This window comes from Kitasatospora sp. NPDC024654, assembly GCF_055559155.1.
The window spans coordinates 1-5,724 of sequence record NZ_JBVHLF010000178.1; the positions used below are offsets into that span (position 1 = coordinate 1).

General features: G+C 66.5%; 7 protein-coding genes. 5 read left to right on the forward strand and 2 right to left on the reverse strand.

What is annotated here, in order from left to right; genetic code table 11:
* A partial coding sequence (locus ACZ38L_RS38125) for an IS701 family transposase (protein WP_465702495.1) occupies positions 1-573 on the forward strand: 573 nt, incomplete at its 5' end.
* 215 nt (positions 574-788) lie between these two features.
* On the opposite strand, the gene ACZ38L_RS38130 is transcribed toward ACZ38L_RS38125, so the two are convergent.
* The gene (locus ACZ38L_RS38130) at positions 789-1,412 is read right to left on the reverse strand and encodes an ImmA/IrrE family metallo-endopeptidase (RefSeq protein ID WP_465702497.1); all 624 of its coding nucleotides are present in this window, start codon (positions 1,410-1,412) and stop codon (positions 789-791) included.
* A gap of 82 nt (positions 1,413-1,494) precedes the next feature.
* Here ACZ38L_RS38130 and ACZ38L_RS38135 point away from each other — a divergent pair, with 82 nt between their 5' ends.
* Entirely contained in the window at positions 1,495-1,692 is a 198-nt protein-coding gene (locus tag ACZ38L_RS38135; protein WP_465702499.1) for a hypothetical protein, read from the forward strand.
* Positions 1,693-1,720: 28 nt separating this feature from the next.
* Positions 1,721-2,194, forward strand: coding sequence for an NUDIX domain-containing protein (locus ACZ38L_RS38140; protein ID WP_465702501.1), 474 nt, complete (start codon positions 1,721-1,723; stop codon positions 2,192-2,194).
* 163 nt (positions 2,195-2,357) lie between these two features.
* Here ACZ38L_RS38140 and ACZ38L_RS38145 read toward each other — a convergent pair whose 3' ends face one another.
* Positions 2,358-3,230, reverse strand: coding sequence for a GIY-YIG nuclease family protein (locus ACZ38L_RS38145; protein ID WP_465702503.1), 873 nt, complete (start codon positions 3,228-3,230; stop codon positions 2,358-2,360).
* Positions 3,231-3,346: 116 nt separating this feature from the next.
* On the opposite strand from ACZ38L_RS38145, the gene ACZ38L_RS38150 reads away from it, so the two are divergent.
* Both ACZ38L_RS38150 and ACZ38L_RS38155 read left to right on the forward strand, forming a co-directional pair.
* Positions 3,347-4,711, forward strand: a complete 1,365-nt coding sequence (locus ACZ38L_RS38150) for a DNA cytosine methyltransferase (RefSeq protein WP_465702505.1) — start codon at positions 3,347-3,349, stop codon at positions 4,709-4,711.
* Positions 4,712-4,715: 4 nt separating this feature from the next.
* Complete coding sequence (locus ACZ38L_RS38155; RefSeq protein ID WP_465702507.1) at positions 4,716-5,516, forward strand: very short patch repair endonuclease; 801 nt, start codon at positions 4,716-4,718, stop codon at positions 5,514-5,516.
* Positions 5,517-5,724 lie beyond the last annotated feature (208 nt).

Below are 5,724 nucleotides of genomic sequence, written 5' to 3' on the forward strand. Positions count from 1 at the left end.
TGGTTCCTGGCCGACGAGGAGTTTGGGCAGAACCCCGGCTTGCGGGCCTTCCTGGAGGAGCGGTCGCTGTCGTATGTGATGGCGGTGCCGAAGAGCACCGAGGTCACCGACGCGGCCGGGCGCACGGCCCGGATCGACGCGCTGGTGGCCGCCTTGCCCGAGCGCGCCTTCACCCGCAGGGCCTGCGGCATCGGCGCCAAGGGCTTTCGCACCTACGACTGGGCTGTGCTCAACACCCCTGACGCACAACGCCAGTTCCTTGTCCGGCGCAGTCTGGACGGGACCGAGCTGGCCTACTTTCACTGCTTCAACCCCCGCCGCGACCCGCTCGGCGAACTGGTGCGGGCTGTCGGCTCGCGCTGGCCGGTCGAGGAGTGCTTCGAGGCCGCGAAGCAGGAGGCCGGGCTCGACCAGTACCAGGTCCGCAAGTACGACGCCTGGTACCGGCACATCACGATGGCCATGCTCGCCCTGTGCCTGCTCGCGGCGATGCGCCAGACGCTTCAAAAGGGGACCCTCGACCTGTGGACAACCCGTGGCCACCGCGGGGACGAACCCGGCGCAACCGGGTGAATCCCCCATGGCGGGCGCCCGGCCTCGCCCCTGGAAGCGGCCGGTGAGCCTGGCGGAGGCCCGCCGCCTGTTCAACCTCATCGGCCGCCCTCTCCACGAGATACGCCACGCACTGCACTGGTCAACGCTCCGCCGCCGCCACCAAATTGAGGCCAGGCGACATCACTTCCGTCGGCGCATGCGCCTCCAGATGATGCAGATCTAGCCCTGTAGTACTAGCGCACGAGTCGCAGCACTGGGCGCTGGTCGGTCACGCCCAACAGCTCGCTCACGGGAGCTGGCTTCCATGCCAGCTCCCGTGCGAGCTTCTCCACTGTGAGTCCTTCCTCCTCCGCAGCCAGTTCGAACGCTTGACGCAGCAGAGCTGGCTGTTCACCGGAGTAGCTGCTGACAGGCTCGGCGGTGAAGCCCGGCTGGCCGTCCAGCGCACGCAGTCGCTGGTACGCGCGGCTGGTCGTGGCATCGGAGATGAGCCCGAGTTCACGGCAGCGGTAGATCAGCGAGTGGATGGAGACGCCCCAGGTACGTCGGAGTTCAGCCAGTCGGGCGAGGTCCATGCGGCGCGGTAGCAGTGGCAGGATGCTGGCCTGCGGGGTGAGGAATTCCGCTGCGAAGGCATCGGCTTCCTTCTCCTGACGGCTGTCGCCTGTGGCATCACCATGCAGAACGAGGTGCCCGAGTTCATGCGCTGCGGTGAAGCGGTGCCGGAAGACGTCGTCGGCGCGGTTGGGCGTCAGGACTGCGAGCGGCCTCGCTGCCCGGGATGAGAAGGCGTCGACCGTCGCGGCGGAAATGTCCGCAGCGGGCGGCACTACAACGACGATGCCGTGGGACTCCATCCGCCGGACCAGGTGTGTGACGGGCCCGTCACCCAGGTTCCAGCGCCGCCGGAGCTCACGCGCCGTCCGGCACACCCTGGAAGTGGCCCGCGCCTACAGCGCGCAGAACCGGACGGACGAGGCCCTCGCCCTGGTACTGGACGCCGAGGAGCTGGCCCCGGAACAAGTCCGCTACCACTTCATCCCACGGCGCCTGGTGACCACCTGGATCCGGCAGCAGCGCGGCAAGCCGAGCCACCAGCTCGCGGGCGTGGCCCAGCGACTGCGCATCGTGGGGTAGCCCGCCGGGGACGGCTACAGTCATGGTCATGAGCGACTCCGACGCACCCGAGGCCGTGGCCCAGCCGCGCACCGCCGCCGGCGTGCTGTTCTTCGACGAAGCTGACCGCGTGCTCCTAGTGAAGCCCACCTACAAGCCGGGCTGGGAGATCCCGGGCGGCTACCTGCACCCCGGCGAGACCCCGAGCGAGGGCGCGGCCCGGGAGGTCAAGGAGGAGCTCGGCATCACCCCGACCATCGGCCGCCTCCTCGTCGCGGACTGGGCCCCCCACCCGACCGAGGGCGACAAACTGCTCTTCGTCTTCGATGGGGGCATCCTCCCCGCAGAGGAGCGAGCTCAGATCAACCTGGACGGCGTGGAGATCGGTGAGTACGCCTTCCACACCGCCGACCAGATCGACGCGCTCCTCATCCCTCGCCTGGCCCGGCGAGTCCACGCTGGCCTTGCCGCCCGATCTCGCTCGGCGACCTCCTACTTGGAGCACGGGACGCCTCGCCTCTGACTCGGACGACCCGAGCTTTGCGAGGCACCCTGGACTGATGGCATCGGGTGTACCCGCTGCTGCCGGTCTTCACGCCCCTGCACTGGTTTGCCCGACTGTGCGGAGCCACTTGCCGCGCGACGCGTTCCCGCAAGGGGCCCGCCGCGTGATCTGGCCGCTCGCCTCAGTCGGCACCATCCTCGTTGTCCTCTTCGGGGATCTCTCCGTTCTCGTCGATCTCGGGCTTGACGTCGATCACTTGGGCGCCGCGGTAGTACCGCCAGACACTCGGATAGTCGCGCCGACCGTCGGGGTACATGATCGCGCGACCTGGAAGTACGGCAATCTGCCAGTTCTCCGGCAGTGCCGTGGCGATGATGCTGAAGAGCTTCGCGACCGTCATATCGGCCGAGGGGAGTTCTACCTCGACCTTGAACGCGTTACCCGTCTCCTTCTTCTGGTAGCGGAAGGTGTAGGGGGCGTCCTTGCTGACACGCGCCAGAAGCCTTCCGAGCGGCGTCGGTCCAGGCTTGAGGCCAGTGATCGCTCGATCCAGGTCGATCGGGAACTTGGCGTCAAAGTGCTTGCGGCTGACTACGGTGTCGTCCCGTCGCTTGCCAGGATCATTGTTGCCGAAGCCGTTGTTGTTCCAAGGGATCTGGTCCAGCTGCTTGTAGTGCTTGATCAGCAGCTTCTCGGGGGCGAGCGCCGAGAAGTCCTCATCTACGTACAGGCAGGTGAAGGACATCTCGTCCGGCGTCATCCCCTGCCGACCGCCGACCTTCCGGAGGTGCTTGAGGATTCGGTCGGGCAGCGACTTCTCCGCCTTGCCGACGTAGACGAACCCAGTGTCCTCATCGCCATCGACATCACTCTCGCGGTAGAGCTGGTAGACGCCCGGGCGCTCGTCCAACTCGTCCAGAGCGGCCTCGGTCAGAGGAGCTGGAGTAAGGCAGTCGAGCGCCTCCGCTAGCTGATCACCGAGAGCCTTGGTGATGCTGAGCCTGAAGCTGTCGTGGTAGGTGCCCTGGCCTGTCGACCTGGCCGCCTGGGTCATCCGCGCTCCTTCATCCGCGATGGTGATCACCTGAACCCTAGGTCTCCGCCGAATCTCCGGTGACCCATTCGAGTCAATCACTCCCAAGATCGACAACTCCGCGGTATAGTTTTCGCATGGTTGACCAGCCCAAAGAGACAAAGAAGCCGCGCACGAGTGTTGAGCTGTTCGCGGGCGGCGGCGGGCTTGCCATGGCGGTCCACCAGGCCGGGTTCCGGCCGCTCCTGTTCAACGAGTTCAACGCGCGCGCCTGCGAGACGTTGGAGGCCAGCGCGCGGAAGACGCTTGGCGAGTTCGGGATCGAGCGCACCGAGTCCAAGAAGCCGCAGCCCCCAGCGGACGGCCAGCCGGCGCCGCTCTATCCCGGGGATGTCCGAGACCTCGACCTCACTGCGTTCGCAGGAGAGGTAGACGTGCTCGCCGGAGGGCCACCCTGCCAGCCGTTCAGTGCTGGCGGCGTCGCCAAGGGTGACGAGGACAAGCGGAACATGTTCCCGGCCGTGTTCAACGCCATTCGGGAGATGCGCCCGAAGGTCGTGATCTGCGAGAACGTGCGAGGGCTGCTTCGCCCCTCGTTCGAGGACTACTTCAAGTACATCCAGCGCGAGCTCACGCTGCCCTTCGAGAAGCGCGTGGACACGGACCGCTGGCAGGATCACGACAAGAAGCTCAAGGGCATCATCGACCGTCTCTCGGGGGATGACGAGAACGATGAGCACTACCGGGTCAGAGTGTTCAAGGTCAACGCCGCTGACTACGGCGTCCCCCAGATCCGGAACCGTGTCGTCATGGTGGCTTTCCGAGCGGACCTGCGGATCGACGCGGACGAGTTCTTCGAGGAGCACTCGAAGCGGCGCTTCTCCAAGGAAGCGTTGCTCCTGTCGATGCGGGACGAAGACGGCGCCTACTGGCGCCGGCACGACCACGTGAAACCCCACGTCCGTGACAAGGTCCGGGTGGGTATCGACAAGAAGATCCGGCCGCGCGACGGTGAGGAGGGGTTGCCCGCTTGGCGAACGCTCCGCGACGCGATCCAGGGATACGGAACAGACGTTGAGCTGCCCGCGCTTCCCGAGATCGACCTGAATCGTCTCGACCGCAAGACGGAACAGGCCGCCCACTTGGGAATCACCGGCCACATCGGGTGGCCCGACGCGAGGATCTACAAGGGACACACCCCCAACGAGCTCGATCTGCCCGCGAAGACCGTCAAGGCCGGCGTCCATGGCGTGCCTGGGGGAGAGTCAGTCATGATGCTTGACGATCGGGTTCCCGACTCCAAGGCGGCCGACGGATACACCCCTCTGCACCGCTACATGACCGTCCGAGAGACCGCCCGCGTGATGACCTTCCCTGACGCATGGGTTGGCCGCGGGCCCCGCGGTGAACAGATGCGGCAGCTTGGCAACGCGGTTCCGGTCGTTCTCGGAGAATACTTCGCCAAGGCCGTCTCCAAGGCGCTCGACGAAGCGGGAAAGTAAGGTCATGCCACGGCCAGAAGGAGGGGGGCGCTGGAAGCAGCAGCTCCCCCCGGAGCGCGCGTACAAGCGCCGCGCGGGCGCAGTGACACCCTCCGTCGAACAGGATCGTGCGGCGGGTGGTCGTCACTGTCGGAGTATCGCGCTCGGCGATGGGCGTCTCGCTCGGGCCTCGATCAGCCTGCGGCTTTACCGGAGGACCCGCCGCATCCGGGCCTACCTTCGCTGGTCGCAGGATGGTGAGACTCAGGAGCGGTACGTCTGCGAGGTCGAGCACTCCACGCGGGCAGCGAACCTGGCGGAAGCGTGGCGCCAGGCGCGGGAGAAGGGGCTGCTCGCAGAGGAACAGTTGCCGCCCGAGTCGAAGGCATCCTCGCTGGAGGTCCGTGCGTCGATGCGCGCCAACCGCAGCAAGGACACCGGGCCGGAGCTAGCCTTGCGCAGGCTGCTCTACCAGCGGGGACTCCGCTATCGAGTAGACGCCCGACCGCTCGCCGAGGTGCGGAGAAAGGCGGACGTGGTCTTTCCCAGAGATCGGGTTGCTGTCTTCGTGGACGGCTGCTTCTGGCACGGCTGCCCGGAGCACTACCGTGCCTCTACGAAGAACGCCGACTTCTGGCGAGAGAAGATCGCTGGCAACCGGGTGAGAGACGCCGAGACGAACCGCAAGCTGCTCGACGCGGGATGGACAGTCGTCCGGGTCTGGGAGCACGACGACCCAGTGGAGGCAACCGATAAGATCGTTCGCCTACTGCAGGAGCATCGCGCTGCCAGTGCGGGCGGCGGGACTACAGTGGTTGGCCGTTGACGAGGTCGCTCAAGGCATCGCCCAGGCGCCGAAGCACGATTCTGCCGGGTCGTGTCCCGCCGAGTGGTGTAGCCGATCTTGCCTCAAAGCTTCACAGGTGCGCAGCTGCCGGGGGTCGTGTCCCACTTGGTGGTGTAGCCGATCACTCGGTGGGCGTGTTGGGTAGTGCGGGGGCGCTTTCGGGGAGCTTGGCTGGGTAGAGCTGGTC